Annotated in this window: 1 protein-coding gene (cut by a window edge); it reads right to left on the bottom strand. The window is 38.7% G+C overall.

Annotated elements, in window-relative coordinates; all coding sequences use genetic code 11:
- Positions 1 to 20904, bottom strand: partial view of a T9SS type B sorting domain-containing protein gene (locus ACZ451_RS05550; protein WP_464216105.1) — the 3' portion only. Its footprint extends 8553 nt past the window's final position; 20904 of the gene's 29457 nt are visible here — the last part of the coding sequence; the start codon falls outside the window, past its right edge — the gene reads right to left on this strand; the stop codon is at positions 1 to 3.

Raw genomic sequence — 20904 nt, forward strand, 5'->3', positions numbered from 1 at the left:
TTATCTGTACAAGGTAAAATGTCCAACAAACTCTCGCTGATCTTCTTCTCCTTGTAATTTAATCACGTACCAGTAATCACCGGTGGGCATCTCGGTTTTCTGGTAGAATCCATCCCATCCACCACTATTTGGTGTAATACGATATACTTCTCTACCATAACGATCAAAAATGATAGTTAGTATATTAGGGAAGCCTTCTGCGTTATTAGGTTGCCATAAATCGTTATCCATATCTCCATTTGGGGTAAAGAAGTTAGGGATTTCAATATCTATAAATTCAACCGTAATATTTGCAACAGCTTCACAACCGTTTCCATCTACTACAGTTACGGTATACGTACCATCAGCTGTAATAAATCTATTATTATCATCACCATTATCTACACTATCAAAATAGTATGTATAATTTCCATCACCACCAGTAACAGTTGCATTAACTAGGTTTACTTCATTATTATCTAATGCTATTGTTAATGGTTCAAATTCTTCTATTCTAAATGGAACTCTATTTACGCAACCATTTAATGATATAATTAAGTCATGATCACCAGGGGTCATATTTTCAAAGTTTGGATCTAACCTAGCAGTAGAATTTTCATCATCTAACTGATAGATTACTTGGTTGGCTACACTAGGGTCTTCTAGCGTTATCGAAATAGAATTTGAAGGAACACTGTTTCCTGAACATTCATAAACTGCTTGTACCGTCGCATTGATATTTACTCCAGGAGCAATGTCAACTTCAATGTCAACCTCACAACCTAAATCATCAATAACGTATACAGTATAGGTACCAGGAGCAAGATTATCATAAGATACTCTATTTAATTCATACGATGTATTTTCTAATCTTGTACTGTAAGGTGCAATACCACCTGTAATGCTTAAATCTATAGTACCATCATTACTACCAAGACAAGTTTCTCCTACCGTTGTACCTATTGGCACAATTGGATCTGCCGCTCTAATTTCATAATCTCTAGTATCAAAACATCCATTACTATCTTGTGCAATTATGGTATAGGTACCAGGCGCAAGATTTGTAAAATCACTCACATCAGAGAATTGAGCTAAGTTTGGAGAAATTGCATACTGATATGGTGGTACACCACCTGTCAATTCTACATTAATACCACCCGTATTGCTTCCAGCACATATAATTTGAGGAAACATAGCTGACTCTAATAACTGTATAGGAGTAGGCTCAGTAATTGTAATTACTGAAGTCGCTTCAATACAATCTCCACTAGTTACTCTTACATAATAATCACCAGCAATTAAATCTCTAAAGATACCGTCTGTGTTACTTTGTAGAGCAGTAATGCTTAGTGGATCATTTAATAATTCATATTGATAATTTCCTAAGCCTCCTTCTGCTCTTGCAATTAATATTGCTGAGTTATCACCATTACAATTTACGGTCGCAGCAGAAGTATCAAGATTTATAATTAAAGGTGCTACTGGATCAACATTTATTTCATTTGATAAAATAGAGGTACAGTCAAAGCTATCTCTAACAAAGAATCTGTATGTTCCAGCTCCAGCATTACCAGAAGGTAAATTGTTGAATAAATGTGTATTACCATTATTAAATGGAGTATATGTTCCATTTTCTGTAGTACTAAATGAATATGGAGCTGTACCACCATTAGCAGTTAATAATAGCTCTAAATCATTTTGACAGCTAAGTGTCTGTTCTACAGTTAATGATCCAAATACTTCAATAGGATCAGAAATACGAGCTATTGGTGTAGTTGTTTCACATCCTGTTAAAGGATCTGTTACTGTAATGCTATACCTTCCAGAGAATAAACCAGAGAATGTATCAGAGGTTTGTGCTACAGAAGTTTGTACAATATCATTAGTAAGACCAGAAGCATCATGAACATTTAATTGATACATTAAAGTACCTAAACCACCACTAGTGATTGTTGCTGTAACCACACCATCGTCATCACCATAACATACTAATGTTATATCAGCAGATATCGTTGCTGCAAGTGGTACAGGAGCTATTAATACCTGAGTATCTGTATACTCACAATTATTGGCATCTGTTATTGTTATAGTAAATGTACCAGCAGATAAACTGTTGAAAATAAATGCTTCCACATTATTTTGTGTAAAAGTTTGGCTAGCACCATCTGTAATAGTAATATTATATGGTGAATTACCTCCAGATGGGTCTACAAAAATTGCTCCCATATCATTAGTACAACTAACATTTTGCTCTTCTCTAACAACAGCGGTGATAGGCGTATTAGGCGCATTAATAACTACTACATTAGAAGTATCAGTACATAGTGTACTAGTAGGATCTGTTTCTATTATTCTAATATAATAACTACCACCAGCAAGATTAGAAATTGTTAATGATGTGTTTGTATCACTACTTCCACTGAAACCAGCGCCCACTAATGGCATGTCGTTACCATCAAATACTTGATAGTCATAAGTACCTGTATAATTGTTGATAGCGATACTGAAACTACCATCTACTGTAGTATCATTTAAACAAAGTTCATCAGAAAGTTTTGTAGCTACTATTTCAATAGTATTTGGATCAGAAACTTCATGTGTTGTTGTTACGGAACAGTTTGTATCTAAATTAGTTACCGTAATAATATAATTTCCAACAACTAACCCATTAAAGTTTCCTGTGCCATTTGTTATACTAGTAAATGCAATATTAGCTCCTGCAATTGTATATTCTAAATTAGGAGTAGCTGATGCTGGTGTTACTGTAACGCCTACACTAATATCTTCATTAGAAAGACAAGTAATGGCATTATTAACCGTAACTATTGGATCACTAATACCTACAAATGGGGCAATAGTAGTAGTTGTAAAATTATTACAACCCATATCATCATACACAGTTATGGTATAGTTACCACCTGTAAGGTCTGTTTCTGTATACGTATTGTTAGCGCCGTCTTGAACAGGGTTACCATCTCTAACAAATACATATCTTACATAGTTACCAGATCCACCCGTTACATTTGTAATAGCTATTGTAGGGAATACTGTGGTATTTCCGCTAGTACAACCAAAGGCTACAGGAGTTGGTGTACCAACGTTTACAATAGCAGCAGGTTGGCTAATAGTTTGTGTAATGGTAGCAAAACAACTGTTCGCAGCGGTTACGGTAATGGTGTATCCGTTAGCAGACGTTGTATTTGCAAGGTTATCAAACACAGCAGTAGTATTAGTACTAGTAGTTGGGTTGATAGCTACCGGCGTACCATCCTGATCTGTAATTTGGAAGGTATATGGTCCTACACCGTTATCAGTTACACTAACACTAATTGTTCCATCATTATCACCAAAACAAGTTACGTTAGTAAATCCATCAATACTTGGTACAGGGATTACAGGCGCATCCAGTGATTCTCTAGTGGTTTGGCTACAAGCCCCTTGAGTTATGGTAAATACATACTCACCTATTTCGGTAAGGGTATTAAATACCCCAGTAGTATTGTTGACTACCGTTCCACTAACAGGGAAAGTTACGCTATAGTTAAAAGGAGCAGTAGTATCACCACCCGTTTGCGTAATAGTTATTTCCCCACCAGGGTTTGTTGTATTACAATCAATAGTTTTCACGACAGTAGCGGTAGGCACAATTTCGTTAAATAGCGCTTGAGTCGTAGTTGTAAAAGTACAACCCCACTGATCCGATACAATGATTTGATATAGGCCTTCCCCTAAGTTATCAAAAATAGGTGAAGTTTGTATAGCTCTAAGATCTGTAAATACCGGAGTAGCAATAATATCAGAACGTTGTAATTGATAGTTATATATTACAGGAGTAGGCGTAGTTTGCCCTCCAGTTACATTAAATACTTCAATTTGTCCTTCAAAGTTATCACAGTTCTCTACATTAGTTCTAATGCTAGCCGCAATAGGAGTAGGTAAACTAAGGGTAACATTAGGTAAATTAAATACACACCCGTTCGCATCAATCACACTGATAAAGTATGTACCTACGTCTAGTCCCGTTTCTCTGATATTGCTTGTATAAGAAGCAGGATCATTAGGAGTAGGGTTAGCTAGAGTATCAATGTAGTATCTAAACCCACCAGCACCACCAGTAAGTCCAATAATTTCTATAGCACCATCCATACCAGGCACACAAGTAATAGGAGTTACGGCAGTAGTACCAGCAGCAATAGCTGCACTAGGTCCACCAATAGTGAAAGGTCTTCTGTTGTTACAAGTTGGCACATTATCTTGCGTGATGCTTACATAGTAAGAACCAGCTGGTAAAGTATTAAAGGTATAGTCTAACTCATTACCAGTAGCGACAGAGGTATCATCCGCAAAGTTAGTTGGGGTATTATTATCATTAAAGATCTCCCAGTCATATCCATTGGTATAAGCAGCATTTGTATTAGTTACATCAAATTCCACAGTACCAGTAGCAGTACCGAAACACACAATATCCGTAGTATTTACAATACTCACGACAAAAGTATTCGGATCGGCAATAGTTTGCGAAGCACTTACAATACATCCGGTAACGGTATGTCTTACAAGGAAGTTATGCGTACCTGCAGAAAGTCCTGCAAACACATTAGAGGCTTGGTAAGACACTCCATTATTAATACTGTATTCTAATAGGGCAGTATTTCCAGTAGTAGAGGTCGTATTAATAGTAATTTCTCCATCATTACCAGGAGTACAAGTAATCTCGGCAGAGATGACAGCAGTAGCACTAGTTAATGCATCAAAGGCATTAATAGTAGTAGTAGCCGCAGTAGCGTTTACACACCCTTGATCATCATAAACAAATATGGTATAGTTTCCAGCAGTAAGGTCCGTATCAGTGTAAACAGGATTCGTACCATCTTGAACCGATACCCCATTTCTAAAGAATACAAATCTTACATAGTTACCAGATCCACCCGTTACTTGAGTCGGATCAATAGTAATGGTTGCATTGTTTCTAGTATTTCCAGTCGTACAATCGTATTGTGCTGTAGCAATAGCGGCTACAGGTATATCGATAGCAGCAGGCTGACTAATAGTTTGTGTAATGGTAGCAAAACAACTGTTCGCAGCGGTTACGGTAATGGTGTATCCGTTAGCAGAAGTTGTATTGGCAAGGTTATCAAACACAGCAGTAGTATTAGTACTAGTGGTTGGGTTGATAGCTACCGGCGTACCATCCTGATCTGTAATTTGGAAGGTATATGGTCCTACACCGTTATCAGTTACACTAACACTAATTGTTCCATCATTATCACCAAAACAAGCTACGTTAGTAAATCCATCAATACTTGGTACAGGGATTACAGGCGCATCCAGTGATTCTCTAGTGGTTTGGCTACAAGCCCCTTGAGTTATGGTAAATACATACTCACCTATTTCGGTAAGGGTATTAAATACCCCAGTAGTATTGTTGACTACCGTTCCACTAACAGGGAAAGTTACGCTATAGTTAAAAGGAGCAGTAGTATCACCACCCGTTTGCGTAATAGTTATTTCCCCACCAGGGTTTGTTGTATTACAATCAATAGTTTTCACGACAGTAGCGGTAGGCACAATTTCGTTAAATAGCGCTTGAGTCGTAGTTGTAAAAGTACAACCCCACTGATCCGATACAATGATTTGATATAGGCCTTCCCCTAAGTTATCAAAAATAGGTGAAGTTTGTATAGCTCTAAGATCTGTAAATACCGGAGTAGCAATAATATCAGAACGTTGTAATTGATAGTTATATATTACAGGAGTAGGCGTAGTTTGCCCTCCAGTTACATTAAATACCTCAATTTGTCCTTCAAAGTTATCACAGTTCTCTACATTAGTTCTAATGCTAGCCGCAATAGGAGTAGGTAAACTAAGGGTAACATTAGGTAAATTAAATACACACCCGTTCGCATCAATCACACTGATAAAGTATGTACCTACGTCTAGTCCCGTTTCTCTGATATTGCTTGTATAAGAAGCAGGATCATTAGGAGTAGGGTTAGCTAGAGTATCAATGTAGTATCTAAACCCACCAGCACCACCAGTAAGTCCAATAATTTCTATAGCACCATCCATACCAGGCACACAAGTAATAGGAGTTACGGCAGTAGTACCAGCAGCAATAGCTGCACTAGGTCCACCAATAGTGAAAGGTCTTCTGTTGTTACAAGTTGGCACATTATCTTGCGTGATGCTTACATAGTAAGAACCAGCTGGTAAAGTATTAAAGGTATAGTCTAACTCATTACCAGTAGCGACAGAGGTATCATCCGCAAAGTTAGTTGGGGTATTATTATCATTAAAGATCTCCCAGTCATATCCATTGGTATAAGCAGCATTTGTATTAGTTACATCAAATTCCACAGTACCAGTAGCAGTACCGAAACACACAATATCCGTAGTATTTACAATACTCACGACAAAAGTATTCGGATCGGCAATAGTTTGCGAAGCACTTACAATACATCCGGTAACGGTATGTCTTACAAGGAAGTTATGCGTACCTGCAGAAAGTCCTGCAAACACATTAGAGGCTTGGTAAGACACTCCATTATTAATACTGTATTCTAATAGGGCAGTATTTCCAGTAGTAGAGGTCGTATTAATAGTAATTTCTCCATCATTACCAGGAGTACAAGTAATCTCGGCAGAGATGACAGCAGTAGCACTAGTTAATGCATCAAAGGCATTAATAGTAGTAGTAGCCGCAGTAGCGTTTACACACCCTTGATCATCATAAACAAATATGGTATAGTTTCCAGCAGTAAGGTCCGTATCAGTGTAAACAGGATTCGTACCATCTTGAACCGATACCCCATTTCTAAAGAATACAAATCTTACATAGTTACCAGATCCACCCGTTACTTGAGTCGGATCAATAGTAATGGTTGCATTGTTTCTAGTATTTCCAGTCGTACAATCGTATTGTGCTGTAGCAATAGCGGCTACAGGTATATCGATAGCAGCAGGCTGACTAATAGTTTGTGTAATGGTAGCAAAACAACTGTTCGCAGCGGTTACGGTAATGGTGTATCCGTTAGCAGAAGTTGTATTGGCAAGGTTATCAAACACAGCAGTAGTATTAGTACTAGTGGTTGGGTTGATAGCTACCGGCGTACCATCCTGATCTGTAATTTGGAAGGTATATGGTCCTACACCGTTATCAGTTACACTAACACTAATTGTTCCATCATTATCACCAAAACAAGCTACGTTAGTAAATCCATCAATACTTGGTAGAGGGATTACAGGCGCATCCAGTGATTCTCTAGTGGTTTGGCTACAAGCCCCTTGAGTTATAGTAAATACATACTCACCTATTTCGGTAAGGGTATTAAATACCCCAGTAGTATTGTTGACTACCGTTCCACTAACAGGGAAAGTTACGCTATAGTTAAAAGGAGCAGTAGTATCACCACCCGTTTGCGTAATAGTTATTTCCCCACCAGGGTTTGTTGTATTACAATCAATAGTTTTCACGACAGTAGCGGTAGGCACAATTTCGTTAAATAGCGCTTGAGTCGTTGTTGTAAAAGTACAACCCCACTGATCCGATACAATGATTTGATATAGACCTTCCCCTAAGTTATCAAAAATAGGTGAAGTTTGTATAGCTCTAAGATCCGTAAATACCGGAGTAGCAATAATATCAGAACGTTGTAATTGATAGTTATATATTACAGGAGTAGGCGTAGTTTGCCCTCCAGTTACATTAAATACTTCAATTTGTCCTTCAAAGTTATCACAGTTCTCTACATTAGTTCTAATGCTAGCCGCAATAGGAGTAGGTAAACTAAGGGTAACATTAGGTAAATTAAATACACACCCGTTCGCATCAATCACACTGATAAAGTATGTACCTACGTCTAGTCCCGTTTCTCTGATATTGCTTGTATAAGAAGCAGGATCATTAGGAGTAGGGTTAGCTAGAGTATCAATGTAGTATCTAAACCCACCAGCACCACCAGTAAGTCCAATAATTTCTATAGCACCATCCATACCAGGCACACAAGTAATAGGAGTTACGGCAGTAGTACCAGCAGCAATAGCTGCACTAGGTCCACCAATAGTGAAAGGTCTTCTGTTGTTACAAGTTGGCACATTATCTTGCGTGATGCTTACATAGTAAGAACCAGCTGGTAAAGTATTAAAGGTATAGTCTAACTCATTACCAGTAGCGACAGAGGTATCATCCGCAAAGTTAGTTGGGGTATTATTATCATTAAAGATCTCCCAGTCATATCCATTGGTATAAGCAGCATTTGTATTAGTTACATCAAATTCCACAGTACCAGTAGCAGTACCGAAACACACAATATCCGTAGTATTTACAATACTCACGACAAAAGTATTCGGATCGGCAATAGTTTGCGAAGCACTTACAATACATCTGGTAACGGTATGTCTTACAAGGAAGTTATGCGTACCTGCAGAAAGTCCTGCAAACACATTAGAGGCTTGGTAAGACACTCCATTATTAATACTGTATTCTAATAGGGCAGTATTTCCAGTAGTAGAGGTCGTATTAATAGTAATTTCTCCATCATTACCAGGAGTACAAGTAATCTCGGCAGAGATGACAGCAGTAGCACTAGTTAATGCATCAAAGGCATTAACAGTAGTAGTAGCCGCAGTAGCGTTTACACACCCTTGATCATCATAAACAAATATGGTATAGTTTCCAGCGGTAAGGTCCGTATCAGTGTAAACAGGATTCGTACCATCTTGAACCGATACCCCGTTTCTAAAGAATACAAATCTTACATAGTTACCAGATCCACCCGTTACTTGAGTCGGATCAATAGTAATGGTTGCATTGTTTCTAGTATTTCCAGTCGTACAATCGTATTGTGCTGTAGCAATAGCGGCTACAGGTATATCGATAGCAGCAGGTTGGCTAATAGTTTGTGTAATGGTAGCAAAACAACTGTTCGCAGCGGTTACGGTAATGGTGTATCCGTTAGCAGAAGTTGTATTGGCAAGGTTATCAAACACAGCAGTAGTATTAGTACTAGTAGTTGGGTTGATAGCTACCGGCGTACCATCCTGATCTGTAATTTGGAAGGTATATGGTCCTACACCGTTATCAGTTACACTAACACTAATTGTTCCATCATTATCACCAAAACAAGTTACGTTAGTAAATCCATCAATACTTGGTACAGGGATTACAGGCGCATCCAGTGATTCTCTAGTGGTTTGGCTACAAGCCCCTTGAGTTATGGTAAATACATACTCACCTATTTCGGTAAGGGTATTAAATACCCCAGTAGTATTGTTGACTACCGTTCCACTAACAGGGAAAGTTACGCTATAGTTAAAAGGAGCAGTAGTATCACCACCCGTTTGCGTAATAGTTATTTCCCCACCAGGGTTTGTTGTATTACAATCAATAGTTTTCACGACAGTAGCGGTAGGCACAATTTCGTTAAATAGCGCTTGAGTCGTAGTTGTAAAAGTACAACCCCACTGATCCGATACAATGATTTGATATAGGCCTTCCCCTAAGTTATCAAAAATAGGTGAAGTTTGTATAGCTCTAAGATCTGTAAATACCGGAGTAGCAATAATATCAGAACGTTGTAATTGATAGTTATATATTACAGGAGTAGGCGTAGTTTGCCCTCCAGTTACATTAAATACCTCAATTTGTCCTTCAAAGTTATCACAGTTCTCTACATTAGTTCTAATGCTAGCCGCAATAGGAGTAGGTAAACTAAGGGTAACATTAGGTAAATTAAATACACACCCGTTCGCATCAATCACACTGATAAAGTATGTACCTACGTCTAGTCCCGTTTCTCTGATATTGCTTGTATAAGAAGCAGGATCATTAGGAGTAGGGTTAGCTAGAGTATCAATGTAGTATCTAAACCCACCAGCACCACCAGTAAGTCCAATAATTTCTATAGCACCATCCATACCAGGCACACAAGTAATAGGAGTTACGGCAGTAGTACCAGCAGCAATAGCTGCACTAGGTCCACCAATAGTGAAAGGTCTTCTGTTGTTACAAGTTGGCACATTATCTTGCGTGATGCTTACATAGTAAGAACCAGCTGGTAAAGTATTAAAGGTATAGTCTAACTCATTACCAGTAGCGACAGAGGTATCATCCGCAAAGTTAGTTGGGGTATTATTATCATTAAAGATCTCCCAGTCATATCCATTGGTATAAGCAGCATTTGTATTAGTTACATCAAATTCCACAGTACCAGTAGCAGTACCGAAACACACAATATCCGTAGTATTTACAATACTCACGACAAAAGTATTCGGATCGGCAATAGTTTGCGAAGCACTTACAATACATCTGGTAACGGTATGTCTTACAAGGAAGTTATGCGTACCTGCAGAAAGTCCTGCAAACACATTAGAGGCTTGGTAAGACACTCCATTATTAATACTATATTCTAATAGGGCCGTATTTCCAGTAGTAGAGGTCGTATTAATAGTAATTTCTCCATCATTACCTGGGTTACAAGTAATCTCAGCAGAGATGACAGCAGTAGCACTAGTTAATGCATCAAAGGCATTAATAGTAGTAGTAGCCGCAGTAGCGTTTACACACCCTTGATCATCATAAACAAATATGGTATAGTTTCCAGCAGTAAGGTCCGTATCAGTGTAAACAGGATTCGTACCATCTTGAACCGATACCCCATTTCTAAAGAATACAAATCTTACATAGTTACCAGATCCACCCGTTACTTGAGTCGGATCAATAGTAATGGTTGCATTGTTTCTAGTATTTCCAGTCGTACAATCGTATTGTGCTGTAGCAATAGCGGCTACAGGTATATCGATAGCAGCAGGCTGACTAATAGTTTGTGTAATGGTAGCAAAACAACTGTTCGCAGCGGTTACGGTAATGGTGTATCCGTTAGCAGAAGTTGTATTGGCAAGGTTATCAAACACAGCAGTAGTATTAGTACTAGTGGTTGGGTTGATAGCTACCGGCGTACCATCCTGATCTGTAATTTGGAAGGTATATGGTCCTACACCGTTATCAGTTACACTAACACTAATTGTTCCATCATTATCACCAAAACAAGCTACGTTAGTAAATCCATCAATACTTGGTAGAGGGATTACAGGCGCATCCAGTGATTCTCTAGTGGTTTGGCTACAAGCCCCTTGAGTTATAGTAAATACATACTCACCTATTTCGGTAAGGGTATTAAATACCCCAGTAGTATTGTTGACTACCGTTCCACTAACAGGGAAAGTTACGCTATAGTTAAAAGGAGCAGTAGTATCACCACCCGTTTGCGTAATAGTTATTTCCCCACCAGGGTTTGTTGTATTACAATCAATAGTTTTCACGACAGTAGCGGTAGGCACAATTTCGTTAAATAGCGCTTGAGTCGTTGTTGTAAAAGTACAACCCCACTGATCCGATACAATGATTTGATATAGACCTTCCCCTAAGTTATCAAAAATAGGTGAAGTTTGTATAGCTCTAAGATCCGTAAATACCGGAGTAGCAATAATATCAGAACGTTGTAATTGATAGTTATATATTACAGGAGTAGGCGTAGTTTGCCCTCCAGTTACATTAAATACCTCAATTTGTCCTTCAAAGTTATCACAGTTCTCTACATTAGTTCTAATGCTAGCCGCAATAGGAGTAGGTAAACTAAGGGTAACATTAGGTAAATTAAATACACACCCGTTCGCATCAATCACACTGATAAAGTATGTACCTACGTCTAGTCCCGTTTCTCTGATATTGCTTGTATAAGAAGCAGGATCATTAGGAGTAGGGTTAGCTAGAGTATCAATGTAGTATCTAAACCCACCAGCACCACCAGTAAGTCCAATAATTTCTATAGCACCATCCATACCAGGCACACAAGTAATAGGAGTTACGGCAGTAGTACCAGCAGCAATAGCTGCACTAGGTCCACCAATAGTGAAAGGTCTTCTGTTGTTACAAGTTGGCACATTATCTTGCGTGATGCTTACATAGTAAGAACCAGCTGGTAAAGTATTAAAGGTATAGTCTAACTCATTACCAGTAGCGACAGAGGTATCATCCGCAAAGTTAGTTGGTGTATTATTATCATTAAAGATCTCCCAGTCATATCCATTGGTATAAGCAGCATTTGTATTAGTTACATCAAATTCCACAGTACCAGTAGCAGTACCGAAACACACAATATCCGTAGTATTTACAATACTCACGACAAAAGTATTCGGATCGGCAATAGTTTGCGAAGCACTTACAATACATCTGGTAACGGTATGTCTTACAAGGAAGTTATGCGTACCTGCAGAAAGTCCTGCAAACACATTAGAGGCTTGGTAAGACACTCCATTATTAATACTGTATTCTAATAGGGCAGTATTTCCAGTAGTAGAGGTCGTATTAATAGTAATTTCTCCATCATTACCAGGAGTACAAGTAATCTCGGCAGAGATGACAGCAGTAGCACTAGTTAATGCATCAAAGGCATTAACAGTAGTAGTAGCCGCAGTAGCGTTTACACACCCTTGATCATCATAAACAAATATGGTATAGTTTCCAGCGGTAAGGTCCGTATCAGTGTAAACAGGATTCGTACCATCTTGAACCGATACCCCGTTTCTAAAGAATACAAATCTTACATAGTTACCAGATCCACCCGTTACTTGAGTCGGATCAATAGTAATGGTTGCATTGTTTCTAGTATTTCCAGTCGTACAATCGTATTGTGCTGTAGCAATAGCGGCTACAGGTATATCGATAGCAGCAGGTTGGCTAATAGTTTGTGTAATGGTAGCAAAACAACTGTTCGCAGCGGTTACGGTAATGGTGTATCCGTTAGCAGAAGTTGTATTGGCAAGGTTATCAAACACAGCAGTAGTATTAGTACTAGTAGTTGGGTTGATAGCTACCGGCGTACCATCCTGATCTGTAATTTGGAAGGTATATGGTCCTACACCGTTATCAGTTACACTAACACTAATTGTTCCATCATTATCACCAAAACAAGTTACGTTAGTAAATCCATCAATACTTGGTAGAGGGATTACAGGAGGGTCTACAGTTAAGTTAAAAATAATAGGAGGACAACCAGTAGTAACGTCATAAATAGAAACGGTGTAAGCTCCAGCAGTATCAGCGTTCATGAATGCAACAGAGTTTGCAGGAGACGGAAGTGCAGTTCTAGCCTGACTAGCTCCAGCGTTAGGTCCTGTTATCTCATATTCATAATTACCAGAACCACTTGTAGCAGTTACTGTTATTTCAGCATTATTAGTTACACAGCCCAATAATTCAGTAATTGTTGCTGATCCCTGTATTTTTGGATTAATGGTAAAGTTTTCTGTTTCACCACAACCATTTAAATCTCTTAGGGTTACAGTTTGTGGAGATGCACTAGAACTTAAGCCAGTAATAGTATATTGATTGCTTCCATTAAATGTAATATTTTGGAATGCAGCACCATTAACACTAATAGCATAAGGTGTACTGCTTGCCTGATCTAAAGTTACTAATACCTCATAATCTCCTTCTGCAACACATAAATCTACTATAGATACAGATATTTGTGGATCTGGATCGGTTGGTAAAATTACTGCTATTTCACTTTGAATACAGTTATTTGCATCTTTAATATAAACATCATAAGTTCCTCCTTCAGCACTAAATGTATTTGTGCTTGACCAACTTAAACTTGCTACAGTAGGAGCTGTAGCACCATTAAGTAAAAATATATACTCATATGGAGCAGTACCAAATCTTCCATTTGCAGTTATAATACCTGCATCTGTCTGACAATTATCATTTCTTGTAATACTTACATCAACATCTAATAATTGAACAGATTCACGTATCGTAAAATTAGCACTAGAAATAGCACAACCAGTATTTGAGCCATCAACTTCTCGTAACAAAATTACATAGTCACCTGGAGCTAATGGACCTGCATTGCTAACAGTTATAGATGAAGCACCTCCTATAGTTACAATTGCTGTAATACCAGTAGAAGTATTGGTAAGAGCATTTAAAATATCATATTCTACTTGGGTAGCAGTAGCGTCATATCCATCAAAAGTAAAAGTTACATTACCATCTGCGTTACCTGTACAAGTTACATTTTCTTCTACAATAGAACTTAGCATCATTGCAGAGTTTGTAGTTACTGGTGCAGTAGCCGTTTCAAAATAATAACAGCCAGTTGTATTATCACGAACTACAAAAGTATAGGTAAGACCTGGTGTTAAACCAGTGAATGTAATTTCGTCTCCACCAGGTACTGTTGGAGGCATAAAATTACTAGAATAAGGTAACCCAGGAAGATCAAAAAGACCAAACTCATAATCCGTTCCTAAAATGGTAGTTGTTACTTGAACAGTAGCACTACCACCAGTAGTACAATCTGAAGTAAGCGCACTTACATCAATATCTAAATCGTCTGGTGGTGACGAAATAATTTCGGTAGAAAATGCAGCACAACCTCTACTATCTGTTACATCAACTCTATATATACCGAAAGATAAAATATCAAAAGTATGGTTTCTTGTAGTTGGTGTTGTGTTATGTATTTGTGGAGCAATACCATTATTTGCAGATAAGGTATAGGTGTATTCTGCTGTTCCTCCTGTTATACCAGAAATTGTAATTGATCCTTGATCAATTCCAGAAGCAGTACACATAATAGGAACACTATTTACAGTATAGTTTATTACATCAGGTTGTGTAATAACTGGTGTAGTATCTTCTATAAAACACCCTTTTGCATCTGTTACTCTTACGGTATAGTTTCCAGCAGCTAAACCAGTCGTTTGCGTACCATAATCAAAACCAGTAGTAGTATTCAATACATTAATAGTATATGGAGCAAGACCAACAGTAGTATCTATAACTATATCAAGTGCTCCAGAATTATCACCATTACAAGTTAAATTAGTTGCAACTATACTAGTTATAACTGGGTTCACAGCAGGTGTTATAGTAATAGGACCTGTAACGTTAGAACAAGCAGTCGGCATAGTTGTATCTGTAGTTCTAAAATAGTATGTACCAGCAGTATTTGTTGTAAATATGTTTCCTGTAAACCCTGTGGCACTGAATGGACCAGTAGCCGAAGTACTAAATTCGTAAATATAAGAACCAGAGCCACCAGTTGCATTAACTTCTATGCTAGCATCTGCTAAACATGTTAAATCTGAAATTAAGCGAGCAGTAGCTAACAATTGATCATTAATGGTAATAGATTGTTGTGTAGCAGTACATCCAAATTGATCTTGTACATCGATAGTGAATGTACCAGCACTTAAGTTGTTAAAGGTATAAGTATTGCTAGTTGTAGGTGTTGGCGCAACAAAAGGGGCTCCATTGATACTAAAAAGTAAACCACCATTACCTCCAGTAACGTTTACGGTTATCGAAGCATCATTGTTACCAGAGTAACAAGGCGTAGCTGTTGCCGTGAAAGTTAGTGTAGTAGGCGGATCTACGGTAATTACGGTAGAGCTCGCCTCACAATTATTAGCAGGCGTATAGTTACTATCTCTTACTTGAATGATATAGTCTCCAGCAGGGATCCCAGTGAAGTCCGTATTACTACCATTAGTTGCAAAGTCATATCCAGCAACTATAGCAGAAGTAGTGTTATTGATTAGTTGGTATGTGTATGTTGGAGTACCTCCATTAGCTACGGCAGAAATGGTTGCATCTGTAGTACAGGTATCAGGTGCCGTTACCGACCCAGTTACCGTAATTTGAGTAGGTTGTGTAAGGGTTTGATTGAGTGTAATCTCACAAGCATCATCTGCGATATCTCTAACGATGATCGTATTGGCTCCATCAGCTAAACTATTAACCGTTACAGGATTGCTAGCTGCCGCTCCAGTTACAGAGATAAAAGTAGCACCTGCATCGGTAGAGTATCTAAATTCGTTATTTGCGTTACTAGGGTTGTTAACTGTAAAAGTTATAGTTCCATCAGCGACACCAAAACAGGTAGGATTAGAGAATCCAGTGATAACTGTTGTTAATTGATTACCAGGATCAACCACCACAGGAATAGTAGTTGTACAGTTGCTACCATAATTTACGGTAATGGTATGATTTCCAACAGGGACATCATTAAAGGTATTGGTAGCGACAAAATTAGTTCCATCAATGCTATAAGTATATGTAGGATCAAGCGGAGTTACCGTTACGTTTCCAGAGCCATCACAGTTATAAGCTACACTAAAGTTTAGCGTAGGTTCAATAGGTAGTGGATCAATAGTAATCGGAGTAAGGCTAATAATACAATCAATAGCATTAGCATCTCTTACGCTTACGGTAAAAGTACCATCATTAAGGCCAGTGAAAGTAGTTCCTCCCGTTGTAGAGGCCGTCCATGGACCACCATTTAAGCTATATTGATAGTCTCCTGATCCACCAACAGTAGGTGTTACACCACCTACGGTAATGATTGCATCAGTAGTACATGTATATGGAGTTGTTACAGCTGCTTCCGCTACAATTAGATCCGGTTGATTAATCGTAAGGCTAGTTGTTTGTTGACAGTTGTTATTATCTAAAACACTAATAGGATAAGTTCCCGCACTTAAGTTAGGGAAGCTATTAGTAGTTTGGTAAGTAGTACCGTTATCAATACTGTATTGGTAAGGCGCTTCCCCACCCGTAACGTTTAGAGTAATCGCCCCGTTATTTTGACCAAAGCAGTTTACATCCGTAATGACCTCTGCAATTACGATAGGCGCATCTTGAGATATGTTTAAGTCAAAGATTTCAAAACAGAACCCAGCATTTCCATTATTATCACGAACGTATACGTCATAGTCACCAGCAGTAGCGATAGCAATTACATTAGCAGCTCCAAAGTCAGCATCTACAGGAGTTACCCCATCATTAACGATAGCGTATACATAGTTTGTATCACCACCAGTAGCAGAAATTGTTACATCAGTAGAAGGGTTACAAGCGCTTATAGGCTCAGCTGTAGCAGAGAGGCTTAATTCAGGATTAATGGTAATAGATTGTTGTGTAGCAGTACATCCGAATTGATCTTGTACATCAATGGTAAACGTACCAGCACTTAAGTTGTTAAAGGTATAAGTATTGCTAGTTGTAGGTGTTGGCGCAACAAAAGGGGCTCCATTGATACTAAAAAGTAAACCACCATTACCTCCAGTAACGTTTACGGTTATCGAAGCATCATTGTTACCAGAGTAACAAGGCGTAGCTGTTGCCGTGAAAGTTAGTGTAGTAGGCGGATCTACGGTAATTACGGTAGAGCTCGCCTCACAATTATTAGCAGGCGTATAGTTACTATCTCTTACTTGAATGATATAGTCTCCAGCAGGGATCCCAGTGAAGTCCGTATTACTACCATTAGTTGCAAAGTCATATCCAGCAACTATAGCAGAAGTAGTGTTATTGATTAGTTGGTATGTGTATGTTGGAGTACCTCCATTAGCTACGGCAGAAATGGTTGCATCTGTAGTACAGGTATCAGGTGCCGTTACCGACCCAGTTACCGTAATTTGAGTAGGTTGTGTAAGGGTTTGATTGAGTGTAATCTCACAAGCATCATCTGCGATATCTCTAACGATGATCGTATTGGCTCCATCAGCTAAACTATTAACCGTTACAGGATTGCTAGCTGCCGCTCCAGTTACAGAGATAAAAGTAGCACCTGCATCGGTAGAGTATCTAAATTCGTTATTTGCGTTACTAGGGTTGTTAACTGTAAAAGTTATAGTTCCATCAGCGACACCAAAACAGGTAGGATTAGAGAATCCAGTGATAACTGTTGTTAATTGATTACCAGGATCAACCACCACAGGAATAGTAGTTGTACAGTTGCTACCATAATTTACGGTAATGGTATGATTTCCAACAGGGACATCATTAAAGGTATTGGTAGCGACAAAATTAGTTCCATCAATGCTATAAGTATATGTAGGATCAAGCGGAGTTACCGTTACGTTTCCAGAGCCATCACAGTTATAAGCTACACTAAAGTTTAGCGTAGGTTCAATAGGTAGTGGATCAATAGTAATCGGAGTAAGGCTAATAATACAATCAATAGCATTAGCATCTCTTACGCTTACGGTAAAAGTACCATCATTAAGGCCAGTGAAAGTAGTTCCTCCCGTTGTAGAGGCCGTCCATGGACCACCATTTAAGCTATATTGATAGTCTCCTGATCCACCAACAGTAGGTGTTACACCACCTACGGTAATGATTGCATCAGTAGTACATGTATATGGAGTTGTTACAGCTGCTTCCGCTACAATTAGATCCGGTTGATTAATCGTAAGGCTAGTTGTTTGTTGACAGTTGTTATTATCTAAAACACTAATAGGATAAGTTCCCGCACTTAAGTTAGGGAAGCTATTAGTAGTTTGGTAAGTAGTACCGTTATCAATACTGTATTGGTAAGGCGCTTCCCCACCCGTAACGTTTAGAGTAATCGCCCCGTTATTTTGACCAAAGCAGTTTACATCCGTAATGACCTCTGCAATTACGATAGGCGCATCTTGAGATATGTTTAAGTCAAAGATTTCAAAACAGAACCCAGCATTTCCATTATTATCACGAACGTATACGTCATAGTCACCAGCAGTAGCGATAGCAATTACATTAGCAGCTCCAAAGTCAGCATCTACAGGAGTTACCCCATCATTAACGATAGCGTATACATAGTTTGTATCACCACCAGTAGCAGAAATTGTTACATCAGTAGAAGGGTTACAAGCGCTTATAGGCTCAGCTGTAGCAGAGAGGCTTAATTCAGGATTAATGGTAATAGATTGTTGTGTAGCAGTACATCCGAATTGATCTTGTACATCAATGGTAAACGTACCAGCACTTAAGTTGTTAAAGGTATAAGTATTGCTAGTTGTAGGTGTTGGCGCAACAAAAGGGGCTCCATTGATACTAAAAAGTAAACCACCATTACCTCCAGTAACGTTTACGGTTATCGAAGCATCATTGTTACCAGAGTAACAAGGCGTAGCTGTTGCCGTGAAAGTTAGTGTAGTAGGCGGATCTACGGTAATTACGGTAGAGCTCGCCTCACAATTATTAGCAGGCGTATAGTTACTATCTCTTACTTGAATGATATAGTCTCCAGCAGGGATCCCAGTGAAGTCCGTATTACTACCATTAGTTGCAAAGTCATATCCAGCAACTATAGCAGAAGTAGTGTTATTGATTAGTTGGTATGTGTATGTTGGAGTACCTCCATTAGCTACGGCAGAAATGGTTGCATCTGTAGTACAGGTATCAGGTGCCGTTACCGACCCAGTTACCGTAATTTGAGTAGGTTGTGTAAGGGTTTGATTGAGTGTAATCTCACAAGCATCATCTGCGATATCTCTAACGATGATCGTATTGGCTCCATCAGCTAAACTATTAACCGTTACAGGATTGCTAGCTGCCGCTCCAGTTACAGAGATAAAAGTAGCACCTGCATCGGTAGAGTATCTAAATTCGTTATTTGCGTTACTAGGGTTGTTAACTGTAAAAGTTATAGTTCCATCAGCGACACCAAAACAGGTAGGATTAGAGAATCCAGTGATAACTGTTGTTAATTGATTACCAGGATCAACCACCACAGGAATAGTAGTTGTACAGTTGCTACCATAATTTACGGTAATGGTATGATTTCCAACAGGGACATCATTAAAGGTATTGGTAGCGACAAAATTAGTTCCATCAATGCTATAAGTATATGTAGGATCAAGCGGAGTTACCGTTACGTTTCCAGAGCCATCACAGTTATAAGCTACACTAAAGTTTAGCGTAGGTTCAATAGGTAGTGGATCAATAGTAATCGGAGTAAGGCTAATAATACAATCAATAGCATTAGCATCTCTTACGCTTACGGTAAAAGTACCATCATTAAGGCCAGTGAAAGTAGTTCCTCCCGTTGTAGAGGCCGTCCATGGACCACCATTTAAGCTATATTGATAGTCTCCTGATCCACCAACAGTAGGTGTTACACCACCTACGGTAATGATTGCATCAGTAGTACATGTATATGGAGTTGTTACAGCTGCTTCCGCTACAATTAGATCCGGTTGATTAATCGTAAGGCTAGTTGTTTGTTGACAGTTGTTATTATCTAAAACACTAATAGGATAAGTTCCCGCACTTAAGTTAGGGAAGCTATTAGTAGTTTGGTAAGTAGTACCGTTATCAATACTGTATTGGTAAGGCGCTTCCCCACCCGTAACGTTTAGAGTAATCGCCCCGTTATTTTGACCAAAGCAGTTTACATCCGTAATGACCTCTGCAATTACGATAGGCGCATCTTGAGATATGTTTAAGTCAAAGATTTCAAAACAGAACCCAGCATTTCCATTATTATCACGAACGTATACGTCATAGTCACCAGCAGTAGCGATAGCAATTACATTAGCAGCTCCAAAGTCAGCATCTACAGGAGTTACCCCATCATTAACGATAGCGTATACATAGTTTGTATCACCACCAGTAGCAGAAATTGTTACATCAGTAGAAGGGTTACAAGCGCTTATAGGCTCAGCTGTAGCAGAGAGGCTTAATTCAGGATTAATGGTAATAGATTGTTGTGTAGCAGTACATCCGAATTGATCTTGTACATCAATGGTAAACGTACCAGCACTTAAGTTGTTAAAGGTATAAGTATTGCTAGTTGTAGGTGTTGGCGCAACAAAAGGGGCTCCATTGATACTAAAAAGTAAACCACCATTACCTCCAGTAACGTTTACGGTTATCGAAGCATCATTGTTACCAGAGTAACAAGGCGTAGCTGTTGCCGTGAAAGTTAGTGTAGTAGGCGGATCTACGGTAATTACGGTAGAGCTCGCCTCACAATTATTAGCAGGCGTATAGTTACTATCTCTTACTTGAATGATATAGTCTCCAGCAGGGATCCCAGTGAAGTCCGTATTACTACCATTAGTTGCAAAGTCATATCCAGCAACTATAGCAGA

The sequence above is a fragment of the Allocellulophaga tsushimaensis genome, assembly GCF_055383085.1.